The 23,633-nt window shown below is 40.9% G+C and carries 17 protein-coding genes; 12 read left to right on the top strand and 5 right to left on the bottom strand.

The genetic code is table 11. The features are described from left to right. Positions 1-68: 68 nt before the first annotated feature. The gene (locus AM500_RS17895) at positions 69-884 is read right to left on the bottom strand and encodes a hypothetical protein (protein ID WP_156319846.1); all 816 of its coding nucleotides are present in this window, start codon (positions 882-884) and stop codon (positions 69-71) included. Between the two features lie 272 nt (positions 885-1,156). Beyond that, positions 1,157-2,479 carry a M14 family zinc carboxypeptidase gene (locus AM500_RS17890; RefSeq protein WP_053600433.1) on the bottom strand — a complete coding sequence of 441 codons (1,323 nt, stop codon included), beginning with the start codon at positions 2,477-2,479 and terminating at the stop codon, positions 1,157-1,159. Between the two features lie 320 nt (positions 2,480-2,799). Here AM500_RS17890 and AM500_RS17885 point away from each other — a divergent pair, with 320 nt between their 5' ends. Further along, on the top strand, positions 2,800-4,479 hold the full coding sequence (locus tag AM500_RS17885; protein ID WP_053600432.1) for a methyl-accepting chemotaxis protein: 1,680 nt from the start codon (positions 2,800-2,802) through the stop codon (positions 4,477-4,479). Positions 4,480-4,591: 112 nt separating this feature from the next. Here AM500_RS17885 and AM500_RS17880 read toward each other — a convergent pair whose 3' ends face one another. Continuing rightward, positions 4,592-5,209 (bottom strand): RraA family protein, encoded by a 618-nt coding sequence (locus tag AM500_RS17880; RefSeq protein ID WP_053600431.1) that lies wholly within the window; start codon positions 5,207-5,209, stop codon positions 4,592-4,594. A 282-nt stretch (positions 5,210-5,491) separates the two neighbouring features. On the opposite strand from AM500_RS17880, the gene AM500_RS17875 reads away from it, so the two are divergent. Then, on the top strand, positions 5,492-5,851 hold the full coding sequence (locus tag AM500_RS17875) for an HIT family protein (RefSeq protein WP_053600430.1): 360 nt from the start codon (positions 5,492-5,494) through the stop codon (positions 5,849-5,851). Positions 5,852-5,948: 97 nt separating this feature from the next. Here the strand turns inward: AM500_RS17875 and AM500_RS17870 are convergent, their stop codons facing one another. Then, positions 5,949-6,578 (bottom strand): homoserine/threonine efflux transporter, encoded by a 630-nt coding sequence (locus AM500_RS17870; protein ID WP_053600429.1) that lies wholly within the window; start codon positions 6,576-6,578, stop codon positions 5,949-5,951. Between the two features lie 433 nt (positions 6,579-7,011). On the opposite strand from AM500_RS17870, the gene AM500_RS17865 reads away from it, so the two are divergent. The 5 genes from AM500_RS17865 to AM500_RS17845 all read left to right on the top strand — a co-directional run bounded on the left by AM500_RS17865 (position 7,012) and on the right by AM500_RS17845 (position 10,985). Continuing rightward, positions 7,012-8,142 carry a mechanosensitive ion channel family protein gene (locus AM500_RS17865; protein WP_231688029.1) on the top strand — a complete coding sequence of 377 codons (1,131 nt, stop codon included), beginning with the start codon at positions 7,012-7,014 and terminating at the stop codon, positions 8,140-8,142. Between the two features lie 403 nt (positions 8,143-8,545). After that, a complete protein-coding gene (locus AM500_RS17860) occupies positions 8,546-8,869 on the top strand; it encodes an NUDIX domain-containing protein (RefSeq protein WP_331457453.1) in 324 nt (107 codons plus the stop codon). Between the two features lie 32 nt (positions 8,870-8,901). Continuing rightward, positions 8,902-9,207 (top strand): DUF6980 family protein, encoded by a 306-nt coding sequence (locus AM500_RS17855; RefSeq protein WP_053600428.1) that lies wholly within the window; start codon positions 8,902-8,904, stop codon positions 9,205-9,207. A 224-nt stretch (positions 9,208-9,431) separates the two neighbouring features. Beyond that, the gene (locus AM500_RS17850; protein WP_053600427.1) at positions 9,432-10,001 is read left to right on the top strand and encodes a TetR/AcrR family transcriptional regulator; all 570 of its coding nucleotides are present in this window, start codon (positions 9,432-9,434) and stop codon (positions 9,999-10,001) included. Positions 10,002-10,049: 48 nt separating this feature from the next. After that, on the top strand, positions 10,050-10,985 hold the full coding sequence (locus tag AM500_RS17845; RefSeq protein ID WP_053600426.1) for an SDR family NAD(P)-dependent oxidoreductase: 936 nt from the start codon (positions 10,050-10,052) through the stop codon (positions 10,983-10,985). Between the two features lie 247 nt (positions 10,986-11,232). Here the strand turns inward: AM500_RS17845 and AM500_RS17840 are convergent, their stop codons facing one another. After that, a complete protein-coding gene (locus tag AM500_RS17840) occupies positions 11,233-16,557 on the bottom strand; it encodes a S8 family serine peptidase (RefSeq protein ID WP_053601779.1) in 5,325 nt (1,774 codons plus the stop codon). A gap of 742 nt (positions 16,558-17,299) precedes the next feature. Here AM500_RS17840 and AM500_RS17835 point away from each other — a divergent pair. From AM500_RS17835 to AM500_RS17810, 5 genes are all read left to right on the top strand, one after another. After that, entirely contained in the window at positions 17,300-18,304 is a 1,005-nt protein-coding gene (locus tag AM500_RS17835) for a LacI family DNA-binding transcriptional regulator (RefSeq protein ID WP_053600425.1), read from the top strand. Between the two features lie 160 nt (positions 18,305-18,464). Beyond that, the gene (locus AM500_RS17830) at positions 18,465-19,706 is read left to right on the top strand and encodes an ABC transporter substrate-binding protein (RefSeq protein ID WP_053600424.1); all 1,242 of its coding nucleotides are present in this window, start codon (positions 18,465-18,467) and stop codon (positions 19,704-19,706) included. 219 nt (positions 19,707-19,925) lie between these two features. Continuing rightward, the gene (locus tag AM500_RS17825; RefSeq protein WP_053600423.1) at positions 19,926-20,789 is read left to right on the top strand and encodes a carbohydrate ABC transporter permease; all 864 of its coding nucleotides are present in this window, start codon (positions 19,926-19,928) and stop codon (positions 20,787-20,789) included. Next, entirely contained in the window at positions 20,789-21,607 is an 819-nt protein-coding gene (locus AM500_RS17820; protein WP_053601778.1) for a carbohydrate ABC transporter permease, read from the top strand. Before AM500_RS17825 ends, AM500_RS17820 begins: the two co-directional genes overlap by 1 nt. A gap of 298 nt (positions 21,608-21,905) precedes the next feature. Next, positions 21,906-23,591: a glycoside hydrolase family 13 protein gene (locus tag AM500_RS17810; protein WP_053600421.1), complete on the top strand. Its 1,686-nt coding sequence runs from the start codon at positions 21,906-21,908 to the stop codon at positions 23,589-23,591. The last annotated feature ends 42 nt before the right edge of the window (positions 23,592-23,633 follow it).

Genomic DNA, 23,633 nt, shown 5'->3' with positions numbered 1-23,633 from the left:
CTCGTATAAGATAAATAAGGACGTTTCTCATCTGTGGAAGATGAAAAACGTCCCTGGTTTGCTTTTTATTATTCTATTGAACTTACTTCAAATAGGTAAGAAGTTGATTCGGTACTTTCATAGGCCTCTTCAATAATGTTTCCATCTTCATTTTTTTCTTCGTGAGTTTTCTTCATTGCATAAGTTGCAACATAGTAACCCTCTACAGGTAACTGGTCTTGATTAACTTCTTGTATTTTTCCATTCTTCACCATAAAACTAGCTTGATTTTCTGAATCATATTCAATCCATTCTCCTGAACCTCTTACAACATAATAAGAATAGTCGCCTTTGGATCTTGTAATATCCTGAATATTAAGCACACCGAGATTTTTAAAGAAAAGGTCAGCATCAACTAACCGGTCGTATTGAAGCCAGTTATCAAGCTGACTTTGAAGAACCTGATATCTGTTTTTTTCACTATTATATTGTATTGTATAATGTTTTAAGCCATTGTCCTCTGTGCTGATAAGTTCCAAATGGAGATCTCTGATTGTTCCGTTTTTGTTATATTCGATTACAAAATCCTGGAGGCTCAAACTGTTATTCTCCAGATCTAATTTATGCCGGATTCTTTCATATTCCTCTTGAAAGTTTATCGAATAAACTGACCCCAGCTTATGTTCAATGGATACAGCATTGCTTTGCCATTCTAGATTAGCAAATGGCAAAAGCCACTGAACGACGATAAAGGTTAGGAAACCCAAAACAGAGGCGGTTCGCTTAATATCCACATTCAATTTCGGGCGAAAAAGCAATAGGTATACAATAAATCCAAGCGGTATGGAAATGAGGTTGAAGTTGAAAGCAAATGAACCCAAGATAAAGTAACCTATTATTTTCAACGGAAAATTAGACTCCGGTTCTTCGCTTTTCCTCACTAAATAAAAGAAACTGCCTAATAAGATAACTGTGTAGGTTATGGATGCCATTTCTAACCCCCGAATGGATTTTAGTGTCTTTTAATTTTACCATAATATTCTAATTAAAGTAGAGGGCTGAAGTAATTATTTTCTTGTGAGGGCAGGTGGAATTGAGCTTTAGAGGAATGGATAACGCACCGAAAAAACAAATAAAAGGACTGCCAGCATTTCTGTTGGCAGTCCTTTGTCCACTTCTAAAAATCTTTCTCATTCTCCCTGGTGGTTGGATCTTCAATCCTGTTCGAAGCTTCAGGGATTGCATCATAGACGGCAGGGTCGACATTGTCGATGGATCCGTCAGCCAAAGCGCTGAATAAATCATAAAGTGGAGCTTTGACTGTTTCTTTTAGCATACCGGCCTGTTTTTGCCCCAGGGTCTGGCTTTGGCCATTGATTTCCATTAGCATGATTGCGGCGTCATTTAAGGCAAACGCCCCGAGCGCTGTGCCCGGAAGGTTTACATCAGGGTATTTTTGTACCGCTCCAAAATGGGAGAAGCCTCTTTGCAGTGTTTGGGCGGCAAGAGCATTGACCTGTTTACCAAGCTTAAGAACATCCGCGTCAACCTCATACTGTTTCCCTGTGAACGGGTCCTTGTATGGATCGGCCACTACAGCCGCCAGTTGCATCGGGACTGATCGGTTATCCTCGTCAGAAACAGTATTGAAGCCGCGGTGATGGACATCTACATAGACATCAGGCTTGAATTCCTTGAACACACTGGACACTGTCCTGGACTCAGCGGTAACGAAGAAACCGCCGTAGTTGCTGTTATTTTTCTGACGGTTATTTAGGAAATTCGCTACTTCTGTCTTATCCTCGTTCTCAATTCTAAAGTCGAGGTTGGGATTGTAGTCCCGGTTCTGGTCATATCCAGGGATTCCATAAACGACGCGGCCGTTGTTATTTTGTGCCCTTTCACTGCCATCGCTGTTGTAGTACCAAGGGGCCTTCGTATCAGCAGGAAGCTGGATGTTCGATGGAAGCCAGGTCTGGTGAGTATAACGAGTCGGATACCATTTTTCCTGATATGTGTTATCGGATCCTTCAGGATTGATCCTTGGCATGATCCAGATTGAAACGTTCTTCAGGATCTTGTCCACTTCTGCTGAGTTGGAAGATAATTTTTGAATAATGTCCAGTGCAGCTTCTGTGCCGATTTGTTCATTCCCATGGATTTGAGTCGTGATTAGAATCCGTTTTTTAGTTGGATCAGCGTCACCGAATTTGACTACATACAGAGGCTCTCCTTTATCTGCTTCTGTCTGATAGCCGTCAGGAGAAAGGTTGGAATAACCGGCAATCTCAAGTTTCATTTTCCCTTTAGACGCAGCTTCAAGCTTTTGCAGAGCCTTGTATAATTCGGGGTTTGACATGTAACTCGACAATGAAACATTTTGTTCATTTTCGATGTACGGACCGTTTGGCCTTGACTGAGGGTCAGCAAAAACAGGGGTTGATGCAACCATTGCTAAGGCCAGTGTTGCCGGGATGACTGCTTTAGTCCATTTCTTCATAAAAAACCTCCTGATTATTATTTGAGCGGCGATTCTTATGTAAGGCGAAACTTTAGGTTTGCTCAATAATTATTTTAATGCAGAAACGGGATGAAGGAAATTGAAAATATTTAATATTATGAAAATTGAATCAATAGTACTGGGCTTGATTTTTTAATTTAGTTAAATTCTCCCATCGGTATCCGGCAGAATACCTATGAGACCCTCCCCAAACCTTAAACTTTCTTGGGAAGCATCCGATATTAAAAAAATAATGATATATACAAACCATGTTTTGAGATAGGAATTTTTTAATAACATAGGAGAAGTAGGGGATATATATGAATTGGTATTTAAATTTGAAGATTCGCTGGAAATTAATCTGGGCTTTCGTGACACTTTATTTCTTTACGGTTGTTGTTAGTGCAATTGGCATCATAAGTCTGAAATACTCGGAATCCGATTATAATCATCTATACGCTTCTTACGGGATCGCAACTGCGGATATGGGCCGCGCAAATAACAATTTCAATGATTTGAAAGCTGCTGTTATGGAATTGTTTATAACAGATGATAAACAAGAGAAAGAAAAAACTATCACAAGGATTCAGGATTTAAGCGAAGAGATAGACCGTAACTTAACCGCAGTTGGAAGCAGCATTCAAGGCGAGGAATTGAGTGATACATATAATTCACTGACTGAAACCTTCAAAAATTACGATATGATCAGAATCGAAGTGGTAGGCCTTGTTTTAGAGAACAAGAACAAAGAAGCGCTTGCCTTGAATAATACCGAGGGAATCCAGGCCGCGAATGAAATAGACCACTATTTCGATGCAGCGTTACAATTAAAAAGTGAAGATGGTAAAAAGCTAACAAATGAGTTAAGAGCGCAAACAGACCAAATTGTTATTTATATTATTTCGGCTGCGGTAATTGCCTTTTTTCTCGGTCTGGTTATGGCAATTTTCATTATTCGCAACATCAGGAAGCCTATTGAAAAAATGGTTGAAACAGCTGAACAAATCGCGGAAGGCAACCTGGATGTACAAATCTGGATTAATACAAAAGATGAGATTGGCGCACTGGCTAGTGCCTTTCGTAAAATGTCCAAGAATCTGAATCAGACTATGTTGGAAATTCGAAATGCCGCCGACCAGGTTGCATCCGGTTCAAGACAAATATCAGAATCGAGCACTTCTTTATCGCAAGGGGCAACAGAGCAAGCAAGTTCTGTTGAACAATTGTCAGCTACCGTTGAAGAAATCTCTGCCCAGACAAAACATAATGCGGACCATGCCAATGAGGCTAACAGATTAGCGGAAATAACCAGACTAAATGCCGAAGAAGGAAACTCCCGGATGAATGAAATGCTAAAGGCAATGGACGATATCCATGAATCCTCCGAAAGCATTTTTAAAATCATTAAAGTAATCGATGAAATCGCCTTTCAAACTAATATTCTTGCGCTGAATGCAGCAGTTGAAGCAGCAAGGGCAGGGCAACATGGAAAAGGTTTTGCGGTAGTTGCTGATGAAGTCCGCAGTCTTGCCGCAAGATCGGCTAAGGCAGCTAAAGAAACGGCAGAATTAATAGAAGGTTCCATCCGGAAGGCGGATGGGGGAATGAAGATTGCCGATGAGACGGCAACGGCCCTTGGCAAGGTAGTCGAAGATATAGCAAGAGTGGCAGCACATATTCATGATATTTCAGTAGCGTCAAATGAACAATCGATTGGTATTTCACAAATTAATCAGGGAATCATGCAGGTTTCACAAGTAATTCAGTCCAACTCAGCCACATCGGAACAGGGAGCGGTTGCAAGTGAGCAGTTGTCCAATCAGGCAGAAGCATTGAGAAGCAAGGTAGGACAGTTTAAGCTGAAAAACACAATAAATGAGCTTGGCCTAAAGCAAGAGAGGATAGGGCATCCACAACAAGAAGTTGAAAATGCTTTGGCCCAAGCAGCTGTCGCCCGAAACGAGATTGATTTGGACGAAAACGAATTTGGGAAGTTTTAATAATAAGAATGCCCTGTCACTGAATTGCTGACAGGGCATTTTTATGGTTCTCATTCGGTTGGTTAAAACAAAAAGAGAACTGAATGAATTCGTTCTTCTTTTTGGAAATTGACTATTTATTTAACATATGATCTAAATAACGAATTACTTCTTCGGGCTTACCCGATACTTGTTCTTCTCTTTCTTGATCCTTAACCAGTTTTACTTTCGCTTTTCTTAAAACTTCTTCCTCAATTGCCTTAGGAACAACGACTACTCCATCAGCATCTGCAACAATGATGTCTCCAGGGCTAACAGAGGTTCCTCCACAAGAAATAGGTACGTTTACTTCACCCCAGCCGCCTTTTGCACTTGCTGCAACGGTTGTGCCTTTGCAGAATACTGGAAAATTAAGCTTTTTGACTCCGATGATATCACGAATTACACCATCGGTTACAATTCCCTTAATACCCAATGTTTGAGCAAGACCGAGAATGAAATCCCCTGCAATGGTTCGATAAGTATCTCCTTTGGCATCTACAACAATAATATCTCCTGGTTTCGCCTCACGAATTGCGCGTAGTACGCATTGATTATCTCCAACAGGCATCTTTACGGTATAGGCACGCCCTGCAATTCTGTATTCCTCTTTTAACGGTTTAATTAACGGATCCATATTATTTAACCCGTCCATTGTGTCAGAAATACATGTTGTGGGAAGGTCTTGAAATGCTGAAACGTTTTCGTCCATCCTTATCCTCCTTGTAATTTGTCATTTTATCTTCCAAAAAATATCTCTCTTTCTATAATAGTAAAAATGAGTGGAAGACTAAAACAAATAGAGGGGAAATTGTGGAAATTTTTAGGTTGCGAAATTTGAATATGTAAAGGAGTGAAATACTACGAAGAAATTTAAATAAAATGCTGTAGTAGCAATTTCACGTTGAGACTGATATTTTCCTTGAAATTGGAGGGAATTGGGAACATTTGTCGTAATATTAATTAGAAGTAAAACATTTGGGGGTTGTAACTTATGGCTAGTGATGTTGAGGATTTTTATTGCGATGAAGTCTTGAGTGGTAAGACAGCAGTTGAAAAAGTTTGGGAAACTGACCATACTCTTGCTTTTTATCATACTCGGCCTTTTTATGAAGTGCATATCGTTGTAATCCCCAAGAAACACATTCCTTCACTAATTGATATTAAACCAGAAGACAAAGATATCTTGAACGACCTATTTTCCGTTATTCAAAAAGTATCAAAACAAGTAAACGACAGATACGGTGCCTGTACGGTTTCCACCAATATAGGTGAGTACCAAAGCAACAAACATATGCATTGGCACGTCCATTATGGTAATCGTATTAAATATTTAGACGGTACTTGGTGCTAAAAAGGTAAATTAATAAAGTTATTTAAATCGTCCGAAACAAACGTAATGCTCAATAGAAAACACCGTTCAACATTCTGAACGGTGTTTGGGTATAAGTTTAAATTCCTGTTTTTATGCCGAAACCTACTAATATTAATCCGGTTGATTTTTGAAACGCTTTCTGGAATCTGGAGTTATTCAACCATTTTTTTGCGTAATCAATTAGACTAACGAGAAATAAAAACCACAAGACAGCGAGTAGAGTTAGTATTAAGGCTAATACAATCAATTGCTGGTTTACATTTTCATTTAAATTGATAAATTGCGGCATGATAGTTATATAGACTAAAACAGTTTTAGGATTAAGAATATTACTAAGTAACGCCTGCATAAAAGAACTTTTATTATGCCTATCTGAATTATCTATAGGTGCATTTGCATGAGCTTTAATTTCTTCTAAAGAGAATGTGCTTTTAGCAAAAAAGCTTTTGACTCCTAAATAAATTAAGTATGCGGCTCCCAAATATTTGATGGTATTGAAAAGGATCATGGACTTTGCAACAACAACCGCTAACCCAAGGATAGCTATAATTGTCCAAAAAGATAGTCCCGCTGCCATTCCAAGAACTGTATAACGTCCAGCCTTTGAACCATAACTAAGTGTATTTTTCACCAGGAGCATAGTATCTGCGCCTGGTATAATAACCATCATCGCAACAATTAATATGTATGTTAGTAAGCTATCCATCTGTTTCTCCCTTTCCTATTGATAGTTTCCCAGCTGAATAAATAATTTTAATGATTATAACATAGTAATTTAAATGTTCAGAGTCTGAAAATAATATGCTCCCATAGAAGTAGACAGATTAATAAACAATCTGATTATTTCTAGGGGAGTTTTTTTATGTATTGGTTTTACTCCTATACTTCTGCAATCAATATAACCCTCTAAAGAATGGCTAGCATTATTTTAAAATACTGTAATATGCTTTCAGCACAGCCAATAACTACCTGTAACCCGCGACTATCGTTCTATTTAAAAAAGTCCTGTCCAAATGTTATCATATGAGGATGTATCGGTTCATAAGCTGATATTTGTGGGCAGGGTTTTCATCAAAACTTCTTTTTGCTGAAGTAAGATTGCTAACAGAGATACGCAACAAGAAAGAAGGGTATTTATCATGTCGTTTGTTTCATCATTTGTCATCGGTTTTTCATTCATGGGATTGGATGAAAGTATTTTAAAAGACTTAGGAATTTCAATAGGGATATTGGTTGCATTCATTCTATTTCGAAACCTGTTTACGAAGTATGTATTTCAGTTAATTATAAAATTGACCAAAAAAACGCCGACTGAATTCTTAACTCAAATCTGCTTAAGCTTTGAAAAGCCTTTAAGCTGGGCGTTTATTATTGTTGGTTTGTATGTCGCCATGGATTATTTTCCATTTATCGAACAGCATAATGAGTTGTTTTTGAAGTTTTTGCGTTCGATGGTGATTGTTTTAATAACATGGGGATTTTTTAATTTGTCGTCTCCTACTACCGGTATTTTAATCAGTTTGAATCAGAGGATGAACAATCGAATCGATTTAATTCTACTGCCGTTTCTATCGAGAACGATCCGCGTTATCCTGGTTGCAATCAGCATCAGCATTATTGGACAGGAATTCGATTATGACGTAAACGGGCTCGTTGCTGGGCTTGGATTAGGCGGGCTGGCATTTGCTTTGGCCGCAAAAGAAGCGGTAGGAAATATTATCGGCGGGGTCGTCATCGTTACGGAAAAACCTTTTTCAATAGGGGATTGGATCTATACGCCAAGTGTTGAAGGGACGGTAGAGGATATTAATTTCCGAAGCACGAAAGTTCGTACATTCAGCCAGGCACTGGTTACGGTACCGAATGCAACACTGGCAAACGAGGCGATTACGAATTGGAGCCGGATGGGAAAAAGACGCGTTAATTTTAATTTAGGACTCAATTATTTGACCAACAAGGACCAAATTCAAAAAGTAGTTAAAAAGATTGACCAGCTCTTGAACAATCGTGACGATATCCACCCGGATACGATTATGGTGGCTTTTGACCATTATGGGGATAGCGGTCTTGATATTCTGATCTATTTCTTTACAACGACAACGGATTGGGGAGAACATGTGCAAATTAAACATGAAGTCAACCTGGCGATCATGGGGATATTAGAGGAAGAGGGAGTGGCAGTTGCTTTTCCAACTCGAACCATTTATGTTTCCCAGGAATCAAATGAAATGTTCCCTTCGATGGGCTCCTCTTTTGACCGAGATAATTAAAGATTTAAGCCCTCTGCGTTCAAACTTAAGCGATTGGATATTGGGCGTAGAGGGTTCAGTTTTAAAGGAAAAAATATAATATAGTAAAAATATTAAAAATAAAATTGTAATACTAATTCTCATTAGTAAAGGCAGCTATCCGCTGTCTTTTTTTTGCGTCATTAAGACTTTTTATACCGGAGTTTGTTTTCTAAAAGGAGTATAGTACCTTTTTGCAGAAATCTTTAAAGAGAGACCAAGGGCAGGCTTAGTTTAACAAAGACTCTTCTGATAGATAAACGCGAGGTCAGTTATATAAATAATAAAGGAGTTTGTATGAGAAAAGAGGATCTGTTATCCTTGTAAAAAACAATAAAGTTGTGTTGATAGAGGGTTAGGGGGGGAACTTACTTATTTCGGTTTTCTGGGGGGCGGAATTGAAGAGGGGGAAACGCCTGAAGAGGCAACAAAAAGGGAAGCCCTTGAAGAATTATTTGTAAATATAGAAGTTAAGGAATGCTTTGCCGAGGTTGTGTATAACAGTACACAATATTTCTTCTTATGCGATATTATTGACGGCACCATAGATAATGGGCAAGGGGAAGAATACTCTAATGCAAGCATGGAACTAGGTACCTATCAGCCGATTTGGGTTGATATTAATAAGCTCCGAATAATAGATGTGAGACCAAAAGAAGTTGCAGATAAATTATTGTCCATTCTGCTAAAGGGACAGGTTGAAGAATAGTAGCGGAATTCCTAAAGAAAAGGGGATACTTTATGGTTAAACATTGCTGCGAAGATATGACTTACTGGGCAAATTTTGCTTGTGAATTTCATGAAGATCCTTTTCAATGTCCTGATCATTTAATCCATTATAGTGCCAAGTTTGATGAATATGGAGTAATCATACACGATGGAGGGTCCTCATTAATAGTAATTTCTTACTGTCCATGGTGTGGTAAGAAATTCCCGTTGTCCAAAAGAGATTTGTGGTTCGATACTCTTGAAGGATTAGGTTATAACAACCCTTTCGAGCAAGAAATACCAGAAAAATTCCAGACGGACAAATGGTGGAACAAATAAGTTAGCCAATTGAGTATAAAATTGGTCTGGATACAGGGGATTTTTATCCTTTTTAGGTATTCCCGCTTGTTCAACAAACCCGGCAATCTGTCCTTTAACCATCGGTCTAGATTGTTGAATAAAAGGGCACAGAACCCAGATTGTAGTATTACTTTTTTATAGTTGACAATGGAAAATTTATGAAATATACTTTAAATTGAACAGTGGTCAATTAGGAGGTAATCATGTCGCCAAGAAAGACTGTCCAACAAGAACTAACAAGAGAAATGATTATGGAAGCTGCAAGAGGCCTATTTGTGGAAAGAGGCTATCAGCATGTATCTATGAGACAAATAGCAAAAGAATTAGATTACAGTCATGGTGCACTTTATTATCATTTTAAAAATAAAGCAGAGTTGTTTTTTGCATTAGTGGAAGACCATTTCTCCATGCTGGATCAAATACTGGATGAAGTGATGCAACAAGAGATTGAGAATAAGGATAAGCTAAGGAATATCCTTCTTGGCTTCATTGAATTTGGCCTTACACACCAAAGCCATTATGAAATTATGTTCTTGATAAAAGATGAAGAAGTAAGAAATTATATCAATCAAGGTCCAAATAAAAGCTATGAGAAATTTGCACAATGCATTTTCGATTTATGTGATAAAAACATTTCTCTTCAAAATATATATAGCATTTTTTTATCCCTGCATGGCTTTGTCACACATTATTGCCGTCATGTTACTACCTATGAAGAGGTAAAAGATATGGCCGATTCTCATGCGAAATTTTTGATGCGATTAGTTGATTAATTTTTTTAAAATAATTTGACCAGTGGTTAATAAGGGGAGGGAATTGTTATGCAAAAAGCTTTAGTATTAGGGGCTTCAGGAGGTATGGGTTATTCCATTGTTAAGGAATTATCGAGTAGAGGAATAATGGTAACAGCGTTCGCACGTACTCGTGAAAAATTGGAAAAACTGTTTGCGGACGATCCCAATATAACAATCTATACAGGAGATGTATTTCGTATAGACGATTTAGACGGGGCGGCTAATGGCGTAGACACTATTTTTCAATCTGCCAACATTCCTTATGTTGAATGGGAGGAGAAACTTCCGATAATGATGTCTAATATTCTTCAAACCGCCGAGAAGCATTCCGCCAAGCTGGCCATCGTAGATAATATTTATGCCTACGGAAGGAGCGTAGGGGAAAAAACGAGTGAAACAACAGTTAAAAATCCTCATACGAAAAAGGGACGCATTCGCCTGGAAGTTGAAAACTTGGTCAAGAAATCAAATATTCCTGCACTAATTGCACATTTTCCTGATTTTTATGGACCCAATGCAGAAAACACGATTTTGAATTATACCCTGTTAAATATAGTGAAAGATAAAAGTTCCAGCTTTGTGGGTAACCAAAGCATTTCCAGGGAATTTATCTATACACCAGACGGCGCCAGGGCAATGGTTAGTTTGTCCCTTCAAGAGAAGGCATACGGACAAAGTTGGAATATACCTGGCTTTGGCACCATTTCGGGAGATGAAATAGTTGAAACGGTCCGAGAAATAACTGGGTATCAAAAAGGCGTATCTACTGTTTCGAAGAATATGATTCGATTTTTGGGCCTTTTTAATCGTCAAATGCGTGAAGTGGTTGAGATGTTTTACTTGAATGAAGAACCAATTGTACTAAATGGTGAAAAGTATGAAAATTTTATTGGTCCAATCCCTCGTACATCCTATCGTGAAGGTCTAAGGCAGACGATTGAGTATATGAAACAAACGCAATAAGAACCGATTTTGCTCACGTACACCCAATGTAAAGTTGAATAGAATTGCAAAACAAGACCAACACAGTTTACTGTTGGTCTTTTCATTGTATTTTAATGATATTAATTATTTGATATTCTAACAGGCTTGGCATATTTGAAGTACTCCTATTGATTGTTCTCTCCAAGATTGGAATATTGGAATTGGGTTATCTAATCTAAAACAAGCCCCCTGATTTCTCAGGGAGCCCGATGGAGTAGTATATCTTTTAATTTACTTTAATCGTGTGCGTGGTTGAATTGGTTGCGCCTTTGTCGTCAGTAACAGTTAACGTTACCGTGTAGGTGCCTCTAGCATTAAATTTGTGCTGCACAGTTGCACCGGAACCAGTCGATCCATCGCCGAAGTTCCACTCATACTTAACGATCTTTCCATCCGGATCACTGGACCCCGAACCGTCAAAGGTTGTAGCCTTCTTCTGCTTAGCTGTAGCATCACCACGAATCACAGCGATTGGTGCTTTGTTCTCTGGTTCAGCTACGTAAAGCTTTCCTGGCGCTGCAGCTTCGACCTTGTTGCCGGCCTGATCGGATGCCTTGATGACAATCACGCCGCCTTCAATTTTAAGCGTGTCAGGAGTCTTATACGTTCCTTCATAATGGCCCGGAGACATTTCGGTCATGGTTATTTCATTGTTGCCGCCAGAAACCATTAATGGCAATTCGATTCGGAATGAAGCGTTGAGTCCTTCTTCACTATCGAAGGATACACGGACGCTTTCGCCCGGTTTAATGCGAACATCGTTGGCTGGTGTGATGTTTGTAATTTCAGGGGTGCTAATGTCGACTACTACATTACGGGTAATTGTTGTGGCGTTACCCGCGCGGTCAGTAGAAACTATAGTAATCGTATTTGCGCCGCCATCTAAGAGAATTTTGTGTGAGAAACTGCCATCGGAATTAACGTTTACAGATTGCCCGTTCACAGTTAAGGTATCAAGATTCTCATCACCTGTCGTCCCTTTTACATAAACCATTTCAACATTTGTTTTGTGATCCTGAACAGGTGCTGTGACGTTGAGAACAGGCGCAGTCAGATCCAAAGTCACATTGACAGGCTCAGAGCGGTCTGTTATTTTTCCGTTTACAACAGCCTCAGCAGATAAAGCATTTGCTCCTGTATTTAATGTTGTTTCGATACTGAACTTCCCGTTTTCAACAGTTCCAGTTCCAACTTCTTCTGTACCGTTGTACAGCTTTACAGTAGCACCGTTTGCTTGAGAAGTTCCGTTTACCGTCACCTTTTCATCCTTTGTGAAGGAGCCGTCTGCAGGAGACGTAATAACAGGTGCAGTAACAGGGTATTGAACAACCGCGCGAATCATGTAGTTGCCCTCGGCAGCAGGAGACTGGCTCCAGGCACCGCCGACACGTTGCCAGCTGCGCAGAGCGTTTTTGCCGTCTTCATCAGTAGCCAATCCTGGTGTGTTTGGATTCGCAAATTTTTGAATATAAACAACGTAGAAATCTCCCTCGACCATGACAGGTTCCTGGAAGCTCACAGATGTCCAGGTGCCGTCACGTTTGGCCGTACCGTCCATTGGGCCTGCCAGTAATCGGCCAGGTGCACCATTTGCACCAGTAGCATCATAAATTGCGTATTGGAATGCTGTGCCTCCTGGTACTGGCCATTCTGTATCCCAGAAGCGGAACATTGCGCCGGTTACTTGGGCTGCACCATTTTCTGGCGTCATTTTAACAGCCCACGCATTTCCTGCTGCGTTCCAGGCACGGGCATTTTCCGCTGTCCCGTCGTCATAGCCGATTGTTCCTTCAAATCCGATAAATGGTTTCAACGCTACATTTGCTTCAGCTGAACCATTTCCGTCAACGGTGACAGTTGAATTTTTGTTGTAGTATTGATCGGCGGAAACCGCTAAAGTATAGGTTCCTTCCAATACTTCAAGCGAGAATGCGCCATTTTCATCAGTTGTGACTGGTGTAATCCGGGCATCTTCCAATACCATTACAGTCGCACCTGCAATTGGTGCATGTGATCTTTCGTCTGTCACCACACCCGTTACAGTACCATGAGGGATCGGTTCGAGTGTAAAGTTGGCCGATGTATCGCTGCCATCAACAATTGTGATTGCACGGGTTTGTGGATAAAATCCGTATGCTTCTGCACGAAGCGTAAAGTCACCAGCTACATGGATCATGCTGAAATTTCCGTTGCTGGCGTCAGTTCTAGTAGAACGACCGGTTTCGAGAACAGTCACTGTCGCATTGGCAGGTAGGCTTTGGAGCCCAACTCCGCCTTGAGTTTGCTTTGTATTAGGCATAGCATCCTTTTCTGTTCTGGACAGTTTCACTGCAGGTTCACTATAAACTGCTTTCGGTTTTTCGGTTTCCTGAATATCGTCTGCTTTTGCAGAACCTTGTGGTGAAGCCGCTGCCAATACAGCAAAGTTATCGATATACCAGCCGAGCTTCACGACACTGCCATCAGACGTAACGCGGTATCGTACTTGAACCTCATGACCGGCGTAAGCGCCTATATCATACGTCACGGTAGACCAATTTTTGCCGTTTGTTGAGTGGCTGAAGAGCCCGAGCTGAGTCCAGGTTGTTCCGCCATCCTTGGTAATTTCGACGAAGCCTTTATCGTAGTTTGTCTCAAGCTCATACCAGTGTGCAAAGGCAAGTGTTGCGTTTGTTACTTGTGTGAGATCGATGACTGGAGAAACGAGTGAGAAATTGCTTCTGCTCTCATAATTTCCATCAAGATCAGTTCCCCATACATTTGGAGCGGACGGAGGAACAGGTGCACCTGTGCCGGAAGGAGTACCGCGTTCCCATTCATCACTAGTACCAGAATGTGTCCAGCCATTATCGGTTTCTCCATCAAAGTTATCGCTGTACACTGTTACTGGAGCAGTAACCGTGACCGACGCTTCGTTCGAGTGTCCACTTTCGTTTCCAAAGTAATCTTTAGCTGTGACGACATAGTAATAGGTTTCATCATTAGCTGTGTTGGAATCTGTAAAGCTGTTCGCTGTTGACGTTCCGATTAGTTCATAGCCTTCACCGGAGACGGATGAGCGATAAACTAGGTAATCTTTTAAATCGGCATCAGTGGCTGCTGACCAGTTAAGCGAAACAATTCCCAGTGAATTTGCTTGCGCAGTTAAGTCAGCAGGAACAGCAGGTGCAACATCATCCGCACCAATAAGTGACACATCGTCAATATACCATCCATCCCGTGCCTGAGAACCATCACTATGCAGGTTGAAAATGACGTATACTTGTTCTCCTGCAAATTGTGTAAGGTCAACCATTTGGTTTTTCCAGCCATTGCTTGCCCCTGTGAACTGGGCTAGTGGGACAAATTGAAAATCGGTAGATTCAGCGGCTGCATACACAACGCCTCTGTCAAAATTATTCTCTAGGTTAAACCAGTGCTTGAAGGAGAGAAGAGCCCCTTCATTGCTATCTAAAAGGTCGATTGGAGGCATCATCATGTAGGAGTTGGAATTGTTAGAATATGGTCCGTCTACGTTGGTTGCAATCAGCTTTTCACCGGAAGCTGCGGAACCAGGGCCGCCGACAGGAACACCCCACTCCCAGGTGTTATTCGTTCCACCGGTTGTAAAGCCAAGAATATTTGTTTCGAAGTCCTGCATGTAACCAGGCTTCACCCCGTTGGACACTTCAATTGAATACTTATTTGTTTCAAAACCGTTATTACCGTAGTCGTTTACGCGAATATAGTATTCCGTACCCTCTGTACTAACGAGGAAGTAAGGAATATTTCCTTCGTACACACCGTTTTTGTAATCACCAGATTTCCGTTCCATTGGAATGAACGTCCAGTGGGAGCTGCCTTTGACACGGGCATACGCTTCTACTGTAACGACGCCAATATTATCCGATACGCGGGCTGAAATTGGAATGTCTAATCCAGTGTAGGCCTGTGTTAAAGGTGTGTGCTCGAGAACTGGTTTTTCTAAGTCATCGCCGGCGGTTGCGACCCGGCCGGATACTGAACCTAGTCCGCTCAGGATGGAGCCAACTGCATTTGCAACATTAATTAATCCGCTTCCGTACCCGTTGTTAGGGCTTGTCGGATACTCAGCATCTGTTAATGGTGTAGCCGTTGTTTGGATAATTTCCTCCAGTTGGTCAACGGTGAGAGATGAGTTTACTTGAAGGAGCAAAGCGGCTAGTGCCGTCGTATGCGGACCGGCCATTGATGTCCCGTTCCAGCCGCCTTCATAGCCCCCGCCTGGTACAGATGAGCGGACATTTACTCCTGGTGCCGCTACTTCAGGCTTAATTTCACCATAAGGAGACGGGCCTTCGAGTGAGAAGGAGGCCAATTGATTATTGATATCTGTTGCTCCTGTTGCAAAGGATTCCGGATAGTTGGCAGGATTCGCTACAGAACCAGGGCCACCTGGGTTACCTGTGCGGACGTTTCCTGCTGAAAACTCAGGGAAAATTTGTGCAGCACGCCATGCCTGGACCATTGGGCGGAACCACTCGTCAAGGCCAGGGCCGCCGCCCCACGAGTTGTTCACAACGTCTGGGGCCATTTCCGGGTGGAGATTGCCTTCGCTATCAACCGGAGCAATCAGCCATTGAGCGCCGCGCAAAATAATGTTATCAGTCGTGGATGGATTGAAAATCCGGACTGCAATCCATTTCGCGCCAGGTGCAACCCCAATTTGGTTCGAACCGTTTGCTTCCGAACCAACCATTGTGCCCATCGTATGTGTCCCGTGGCCATCCGTATCGGCTGGCATTGAGGCGCCACTGTGTGGGTCGTACCAGCTGAGTTCAGGATCGACGACATTACCGTTCGCGTCATATCCGCGCCATTTGCGCTGCAGAGCAGGATGATTCAGTTCGACACCAGAATCAAGATTTGCAACGACTATGCCAGTTCCATCGATTCCCATCTCCCAGGCTCCAGGAGCATCGACCTGATTGATGTTCCACTCAATATTGTTAGGCTGGATATCTGCTTCTAACATCGCGCCTTCCGGTGACTTTTCTGCTTTATTAAGGAAGCGCTCTTCGTTGGGCAGAAGTTTCTCTACCTCAGCACGTAAAGCAATCTTCTCCATTACTTCTTTTGTACTCGTAACAGCCATTGCGTTTACGATAAAGAAGCTTTCATAGCTTTTTACTTCTCCTTTGGATTGCATGTTTCCTAAGTATTTTTCCAAACCATATTGTGTACGGGATGCTGTTTCCCGAAGTGACGAAACAACAGCATTACGCATGGATAGCTTGGCAGCGGCTGGAGTTTCTTTTTTCTTTGCCGAGGCTTGGTGGGCTTTTTTCGAAACGGAATTCACATCCGCTTGATCTTTCATCTTAATGAGGTAGGTGACATACTCTTTATCTTCAAATTGTTTTGATAGTTTAGAAGCAATTTTGTCAGCAGCTAATTGGGGGGCGTTTGATTTCATATCAACTTGATTTTTGGAAGTACTTCCTGTAGCAAAGGCAGGGGCAGTGAGTGTTAGTGTAAGAATGAATATTAGGCATAGTGAAACCCATTTCCGCAATCGTTTACTTTTGACCAATACATTCCAACTCCCTCTTAAATTAGTGAATACAGTATCCAATAAAATGTATATAGTTCTAGACTGTCCTCCTTTCTTCTTTAGCGTATCGGAATCTTATTGCATAAACAATCTATAAAAATACAGCCTTATCCATTATTGGCAGGATTTTCCCAACCTGGAAATATTATTGTAATCTAGCAAAAGATAAAATTTGAATAAGGAGGTATGAAGATGCATCTATGGCTTTATCTGTAGAAGGGAAGTGAAAGGCATTTTTAATTATTCTTTTATTGCAGATTGGAATTTCGACAAATATTGTCACAACAGCAGACAGAGCCAATCTTATTTGGATAGGAAATATATCACTAAGATTAATAGGTTTTTTAGATTTTTGACTATTTATCTACCGAATCCCGCAATATACGTAATCTTTTAAATCGACAAATACTGTGTGAATCGGCCCAAGAAAATAAAGGGGATAACCACTTAATAATAAGTGATTAAAGAGGTCATAACGAAAGATGGGAGATCAATCAGATGTTCATAAACCATGGAAATCCGCTGGAAATTACTTTAGTGAGTTGAAAGAAGACTTAACTAAATACGTTTAAAATACGAGGTTTATTGTAAGTAAAAGTATTTGAGTAAAAAATTTCCCATAATTTTTAACTATTGAAAAGGTTTTCATTGTATGGTATTTTAATTACGTAAACGTTTTCGTTAGAACGTATTAGAATGAAGAAGGTGGGAAACGGCCTGTATGGCTTATACAATTAAAGATGTGGCAAAAAAGGCAAATGTATCTATTGCAACCGTCTCACGAATTTTGAATGGCCAGCCTGGTTATTCTGCGAAAACGAAGCAAAAGGTCCTTCAAGTGATTGAAGATCTTGGATATCAACCGAATGCTGTTGCTAGAGGCTTAATCAATAACAAGACTCATACAATCGGAGTTTTATTTCCATCCTTGGGAGGCTCCTTGGTGACAGACTTGTTAAGAGGAATTGAAAAGGCAGCCAGTGACCAAGGATCGAGTGTCATTGTATGCCATACAGAATCCGATGCCGAGAAGACGATGAAGTATCTTCGGCTATTAGGTGAAAAGCGTGTAGACGGAATTATTTTCACAAGCGAAGTTTTACTTAAGGAATACTATCAGGTTATTGAAAAAATGAATGTTCCACTTGTGCTGCTATCGACTAAATCTGATTCATTACCGGTTCCCTATGTTAAGGTTGATGATTTTCAAGCAGCTTATTCAGCAACAGAGTATTTGATTCAAAAAGGACATAGAAACATCGGAATGATCAGCGGCAACAGTGAAGATATCATAGCAGGTAAACCAAGGATTGAAGGTTTTATTCAAGCCATGAAGGAAAATCATATTCAATTTGATGAAAATCATATCGTTAATACAGGCGGCTTTGGATTTGACAGGGGGATAACCGGGATGCGCGATATGTTAAATCAGGTACCTGATGTCACAGCCATTTTTGCTGCAAGTGATGAGATCGCAATTGGAGCAATTTCAACAGCCAATCTTCTTGGAAAAAAAGTACCGGAAGACATTTCAATTATCGGGTACGATGATATTAATCTCGCAAGCATGTCAGTTCCACCGCTAACTACGATTCACCAGCCATTCATTGAAATGGGTGAGATTGCCGGAGAAATGCTGCTGGATATGATGGAAACAGACCAGGTTCCTGATAGCAAAATTATTCAACATACGATTATTGAACGAAATAGTGTAAAGGAACGTTAATCCTTCTCCTTTACATACTGTTTTTAGTAAACGTTTACTCTTTCTTATGGGCATTTACGTAAACGTTTACCTTAGATTGAGGTGACGATCTCTTTTTGAATTCGTTTTTTTACCTATTTACGTAAACGTTTACTCTATTAAAACTTAGGAGGCATATACAATGTTAAAGAACAAAATCGCAATGGGTTTTATGAGTGTTGCACTCGGCGCAACCATTTTGGCAGGCTGCTCTTCTGGGGACGGAGCAAGCAGCGATGGAAAAGTTACTCTTGAATTGTTTTCGAACAAAGTTGAAAACATTAATACCTATAAAGGTTTCATTAAAGAATTCGAAGAACAAAATCCGGATATTAAAATTAAACTCGATGCACCTCCTGAAGCTGAAACAGTTCTTAAAACCCGTTTAACGAAAAATGACCTTCCTGACTTGATGGCAATTGGCGGGAACGCCACTTATGGAGAACTGGGAAGGGCAGGGGTTCTAGAGGACTTCTCTGATTCCGAGCTGCTCAAAACTGTCCAGCCTTCCTATGTGGATATGATTGGCAGATTGGTTGGCCCGGATGAAAAAGGAACTTATGGATTGCCATATGCTACGAATGCAAATGCTGTCATCTACAACAAAGAGAAGTTCGATGCGCTTGGCCTTGAAGTTCCAAAAACCTGGGATGAATTTGTTGCAGCATTGGATAAAGCTAAGCAAGCCGGCGAAATTCCAATTTACTTTACATTAAAAGATGCCTGGACTGGAATGATAGCCTGGAACTCTCTTGGCGCTAATATTGCCGGAGAAGACTTTGCAGAAAAGAAAAACAAAGGCGAAGCTAGTTTTGTAGAAAGCTATGAAGAAGTTGCGGACAAGATGTTGACACTTACAAGCTATGGCCACAAAGATAACATGGGAGTAGCATATGGCGATGGCAACAATGCGTTTGCAAGCGGAAAAGGGGTCTTCTACCTCCAAGGGAACTGGGCTATTCCTGAAATTAAAAAAGCAAATCCTGATATTCAACTTGGCGTATTCCCAATGCCTGTCACAAACGATCCGGCACAAAATAAACTTGTATCTGGCGTTGACGTTGTCCTGACAATGAATAAGGACACTGAACACAAAGAAGAAGCGACTAAATTTATTGAATTCATGATGAATAAAGAAACAGCGAAAAAGTATACCGACGAACAGAAAGCGTTCTCTGCCATTCAAGATGTTTACCAGGAAGATCCAGTATTTGAAGGAATCAAAGCAAACTTTGAAACAGGCGCGCTTACAAGCTTCCCTGACCACTATTACCCTGCAGGAATGGGAGCGGACGGTTACCTGCAAGAATTTGTTACTAAAAAGGACAAAGAAAAATTCTTGAAGAAATTGGATGCTGAGTGGGAAAAGGTTCAAAATCGTTAATTTGAAAGACGGGGCATTGGTAGGTTATGATGCCCTGTTCCTTCTCTACCTCTAGCTCCAGCGCCTATCGCCTAGCAAACTTCAGGTCTCCTCCCTACGATAAGTCATCATCGAATCGCTAGCGCTCTTCGTGATTCCTTTATCTCAGTCGAAGCCTCTCCAGTTTGTACGGCGATGACCAAGGCGCTTGCACTTGTTTAAAAAAGGAGGTTTACCTTAATGAAGAAGAGCAACTTTTACTTGTTAATTGCTGTACCCGCCTGTGTACTTTTCTTTATCTTTCATACTTATCCTGCTTTACAGGGAATCTTTTATAGTTTTACAGATTGGAAGGGTTACGGAAACTGGAACTTTGTTGGACTTAAAAATTATATAAATGTATTTAAGGATGACCGGGCAGGGGATGCTTACCTGTTTACGTTCCAATTTGCAATTGTTACAACTATTCTTGTAAATATTATTAGCCTGTTGATTGCAATGGGCCTGAACTCGAAGATTAAATTCCAAAAATCATTGAGGGCTGTTTATTTTCTGCCATATATATTAAGTATTTTGATTGTAGGGTTTATCTTTAACTTTATTTTCGCACATATGCTGCCACAAGTTGGTGAGTCTCTCGGCTGGGATTGGCTATCGAGGAATATACTAGGAGACCCCGACCTTGCCTGGCTGGGAATTGTTCTGGTTGCAGTCTGGCAATCTGTTGCGTTTAGTACCATTCTTTACTTGGCAGGGCTTGTTACTATTCCTGAGGATTTGTATGAAGCTGCTAGTATTGACGGTGCTGGAGCCTGGAGAAAGTTCTGGAGTATCACGTTTCCGATGATTGCTGCATTTTTCACGATTAATATGGTTTTATCAATGAAAGGTTTCCTTCAAGTGTTTGACCAGATTGTCGCACTGACTGGAGGAGGTCCGGGAAGATCGACAGAATCGATTTCGCTGCTCATTTATCGAGGTGGATTTGAAGGCGGGGAATTCGCTTATCAATCAGCGAATGCTGTATTGTACTTTATCGTGATTGTCGCCATATCGCTCTTCCAACTCAAAGTGTTGAACAAGAGGGAGGCTAAGTACGAATGATTCAAAAAAGGACAAACTGGACCGTCACGATTCTTTTGATCTTAGGCTCATTAGTCATTCTTTTTCCATTATATTTAACGGTTACCATTGCGTTTAAAACGCCACCTGAAATGATAGGAAATCTGCTTGCTCTTCCAAAATCATGGTCATTCGATAATTTCACTAGGGCGATCGAGATGACGAATTTTTTCAATGCATTAAAAAATAGTGCAGTTGTAACCGTGGTTGTCACATTTTTCACTGTACTGACAAACTCTCTGGTTGCTTATGCTATCGCAAGGAATATGCACAAAAGGTTCTTTAAATCTTTGTACTATTATTTTTTGAGCGCGATGTTTATACCTTTCCCAATTATTATGCTCCCGCTTGTTAAACAAACAAGTGCCTGGGGTATGGATAATCTGGGCGGTTTAATTATTTTATACATTGTCTTTAATCTATCCTTCAATATTTTCATTTACATTGGTTTCATTCGTTCAATTCCAATCGAGCTGGAAGAGGCTGCGATTATGGATGGGGCAAGTTCATGGAAGGTATTTTGGAAGGTCATTTTCCCTTTGCTTGCCCCAATGAATGCAACAGTAGCAATTATTACTGCACTTGGCGCCTGGAATGACTTTATGCTGCCGCTTGTTCTGCTTAGTGACCGGGAAATGGCTACACTTCCTTTGGTTCAGTACGTATTTCAATCCCAGTTCAGTACTGACTATAATCTGGCATTCGCATCCTATCTAATGGCACTTGCCCCAATGATTATTGTCTATATTTTTGCGCAAAAGTGGATTATTAGCGGTGTAATGAAAGGGTCTATTAAATAGCATGACTAGATGAGTTCAACTGAAGAATTCCAGAAGCGCAGGCATTTTATTGATTGGAGCGGAAGGCACGAAGACTCGTTCGAAAATGCAAAAACCGCATTTTCTCCTGCGATGCTATCCTTGGGAGCTTACTCAATGTCCTAACGGGAGAAAAGGTCAGTGGGAGACCCCGCAGGAGCAAAGCGACGAGGAGGCTCCCAGGCCGCCCGTGGAAAGCGAAGTGCCTGGGGCGGAAATTATGGAAAACTTAAGTTTAACCTATATCGATTGAAAACTGATATGAACGGAGTGAATTCTTTTGGAAAAGAATTGGTGGAAAGAAAGTGTTATTTATCAAATTTATCCTAGAAGTTTCAATGATTCGAATGGGGACGGAGTAGGTGATTTGAACGGAATTACCGAGAAATTACCGTACTTGAGAGAATTGGGTATCGATGTTATCTGGCTTTCTCCTGTTTACAAATCCCCGAATGATGATAACGGATATGATATTTCGGACTACCGGAATATCATGGATGAGTTTGGCACAATGGCTGACTTTGATAGAATGCTTGAAGAAGCCCATAAAAATGGCATCAAAATTATGATGGACCTTGTTGTGAACCATTCAAGTGATGAACATGAATGGTTTAAGCAATCCAGAACGTCCAAGGATAACCCTTACAGGGATTATTATATTTGGAAAAAAGGAAAAGATGGGCAGCCGCCAACCAACTGGGGAGCCGCATTCGGCGGAAGTGTTTGGGAATATGATGAACAAACTGACGAATATTACTTGCATCTTTTTAGCAAAAAACAGCCTGACTTAAATTGGGAAAATCCTGTCTTAAGGCAGGAAGTGTATGACATGATGCGTTTTTGGCTTGATAAAGGTGTTGATGGTTTCCGGATGGATGTAATCAATTTCATCTCCAAAGATACCGATTATCCTGAGGGTGAAGTTGAATATGGACTGCCTTATGGGAACGGAAGCAAATATTACATGAACGGGCCGAGAATTCACGAATTTCTCCAAGAGATGAATCGCGAGGCTTTAAGCGGATACGACACCATCACGGTAGGTGAAATGCCCGGGGGATCTGTTGAGCAAGGAAAACTCTATACGGGTGAATCAAGAAAAGAACTGAATATGGTTTTCCATTTCGAGCATGTAGGCATTGGCGATGGAAAATATGGCAAATGGGATCCTATGGAATGGAAACTAACCGATTTGAAAAAGATTTTTACCAAATGGCAAAAGGGTCTCGAAAACGATGGCTGGAATAGCTTGTATTGGAGCAATCACGATCAGCCGCGGGCCATTTCCCGATGGGGCAACGATTCTGATGAATATCGGGTGATTTCCGGTAAAATGATTGCCACATGCCTCCATATGATGCAGGGTACTCCTTATATTTATCAGGGCGAAGAAATCGGGATGACGAACGTAAAATTCGATTCAATTGAAGAATACCGGGATATTGAGACATTGAACGCGTATCGTGATTTGACTCCAGAGTTCCTATCACATGATGAAATTTTCAAGGGAATCCATGAAAGAAGCCGGGATAATGCAAGAACCCCGATTCAATGGGACGACAGCCCGAATGCCGGGTTTACTGAAGGAACGCCTTGGATCAATGTGAATCCAAATTATAAAGAGATTAATGTGGAAGCGGCTCTTGAAGATAAAGACTCTATTTTCTCTTATTATCAAAAATTAATTCAGCTTCGGAAACAGAATGAAATTATTGTTTATGGAACGTATGATATCATCCTTGAAGACGATGAACAGATTTATGCTTTCACAAGGACTCTCGAGAATGAACAGCTTTTGGTGATTTGTAACTTCAGTAAGGAAACCCCTGAATTTGGCCTGCCAGAGGGCATTTCATACTCTACTAAAGAGCTGCTGATTTCAAACTATGAAGTGGATACAAACCAGCCAATTGAACAATTGCGCCTGAAGCCTTATGAAGCAAGGGTTTACCGGTTAAAGAAGTAGAATCTGTGGAAGAGGGGGCGGTTGCCTCTTCTTTTTTTAGTT

Origin of the sequence: Bacillus sp. FJAT-18017, assembly GCF_001278805.1 — a bacterium.
Taxonomy (GTDB): Bacteria; Bacillota; Bacilli; order Bacillales; family Cytobacillaceae; genus Bacillus_D.
Note: the sequence above shows the minus strand (reverse complement) of the source record. Positions and strands in the feature narration are given on the sequence as shown.

What these genes read in the sequence shown, in the direction of transcription:
- AM500_RS17890 (WP_053600433.1), bottom strand. Translation starts at nt 2,479, where the DNA reads ATGAAGAAATGGACTAAAGCAGTCATCCCGGCAACACTGGCCTTAGCA.
- AM500_RS17885 (WP_053600432.1), top strand. Translation starts at nt 2,800, where the DNA reads ATGAATTGGTATTTAAATTTGAAGATTCGCTGGAAATTAATCTGGGCT.
- AM500_RS17880 (WP_053600431.1), bottom strand. Translation starts at nt 5,209, where the DNA reads ATGGACGAAAACGTTTCAGCATTTCAAGACCTTCCCACAACATGTATT.
- AM500_RS17875 (WP_053600430.1), top strand. Translation starts at nt 5,492, where the DNA reads ATGGCTAGTGATGTTGAGGATTTTTATTGCGATGAAGTCTTGAGTGGT.
- AM500_RS17870 (WP_053600429.1), bottom strand. Translation starts at nt 6,578, where the DNA reads ATGGATAGCTTACTAACATACATATTAATTGTTGCGATGATGGTTATT.
- AM500_RS17865 (WP_231688029.1), top strand. Translation starts at nt 7,012, where the DNA reads ATGTCGTTTGTTTCATCATTTGTCATCGGTTTTTCATTCATGGGATTG.
- AM500_RS17855 (WP_053600428.1), top strand. Translation starts at nt 8,902, where the DNA reads ATGGTTAAACATTGCTGCGAAGATATGACTTACTGGGCAAATTTTGCT.
- AM500_RS17850 (WP_053600427.1), top strand. Translation starts at nt 9,432, where the DNA reads ATGTCGCCAAGAAAGACTGTCCAACAAGAACTAACAAGAGAAATGATT.
- AM500_RS17845 (WP_053600426.1), top strand. Translation starts at nt 10,050, where the DNA reads ATGCAAAAAGCTTTAGTATTAGGGGCTTCAGGAGGTATGGGTTATTCC.
- AM500_RS17835 (WP_053600425.1), top strand. Translation starts at nt 17,300, where the DNA reads ATGGCTTATACAATTAAAGATGTGGCAAAAAAGGCAAATGTATCTATT.
- AM500_RS17830 (WP_053600424.1), top strand. Translation starts at nt 18,465, where the DNA reads ATGTTAAAGAACAAAATCGCAATGGGTTTTATGAGTGTTGCACTCGGC.
- AM500_RS17825 (WP_053600423.1), top strand. Translation starts at nt 19,926, where the DNA reads ATGAAGAAGAGCAACTTTTACTTGTTAATTGCTGTACCCGCCTGTGTA.